The organism is Candidatus Agathobaculum pullicola (genome assembly GCF_052117205.1).
Taxonomy (GTDB): Bacteria; Bacillota; Clostridia; order Oscillospirales; family Butyricicoccaceae; genus Agathobaculum; species Agathobaculum pullicola.
This window is the reverse complement of sequence record NZ_JBQKJP010000115.1, coordinates 1-781: the sequence shown is the minus strand read 5'-3', so window position 1 is coordinate 781 and position 781 is coordinate 1. Positions and strand designations below refer to the sequence as shown.

At 52.5% G+C, this 781-nt stretch carries 1 rRNA gene; it reads left to right on the top strand.

Annotated elements, in window-relative coordinates:
* Positions 1 to 640: ribosomal RNA gene (locus tag ACTQ3V_RS15640) — 16S ribosomal RNA — on the top strand; the annotation flags it as partial.
* Positions 641 to 781 lie beyond the last annotated feature (141 nt).

Below are 781 nucleotides of genomic sequence, written 5' to 3'. Positions count from 1 at the left end.
GCAAGGTTGAAACTCAAAGGAATTGACGGGGGCCCGCACAAGCAGTGGAGTATGTGGTTTAATTCGAAGCAACGCGAAGAACCTTACCAGGCCTTGACATCCCGATGACCGTCCTAGAGATAGGGCTTCTCTTCGGAGCATCGGTGACAGGTGGTGCATGGTTGTCGTCAGCTCGTGTCGTGAGATGTTGGGTTAAGTCCCGCAACGAGCGCAACCCTTACGGTTAGTTGATACGCAAGATCACTCTAGCCGGACTGCCGTTGACAAAACGGAGGAAGGTGGGGACGACGTCAAATCATCATGCCCCTTATGGCCTGGGCTACACACGTACTACAATGGCAGTCATACAGAGGGAAGCAATATCGCGAGATGGAGCAAATCCCTAAAAGCTGTCCCAGTTCAGATTGCAGGCTGCAACCCGCCTGCATGAAGTCGGAATTGCTAGTAATCGCGGATCAGCATGCCGCGGTGAATACGTTCCCGGGCCTTGTACACACCGCCCGTCACACCATGAGAGCCGTCAATACCCGAAGTCCGTAGCCTAACCGCAAGGAGGGCGCGGCCGAAGGTAGGGGTGGTAATTAGGGTGAAGTCGTAACAAGGTAGCCGTATCGGAAGGTGCGGCTGGATCACCTCCTTTCTAAGGAGACCTGAGTACCGAATAAGTGCTCGTATCCTAAGGTCAATCGGAGTTCGCCGGCAAGTATCGTTGTTTAATTTAGAGGGTGCAATCGAAAGATTGTGAACCTTCAAAAAGTGGAAAGAGTGGAAATACTTCCGA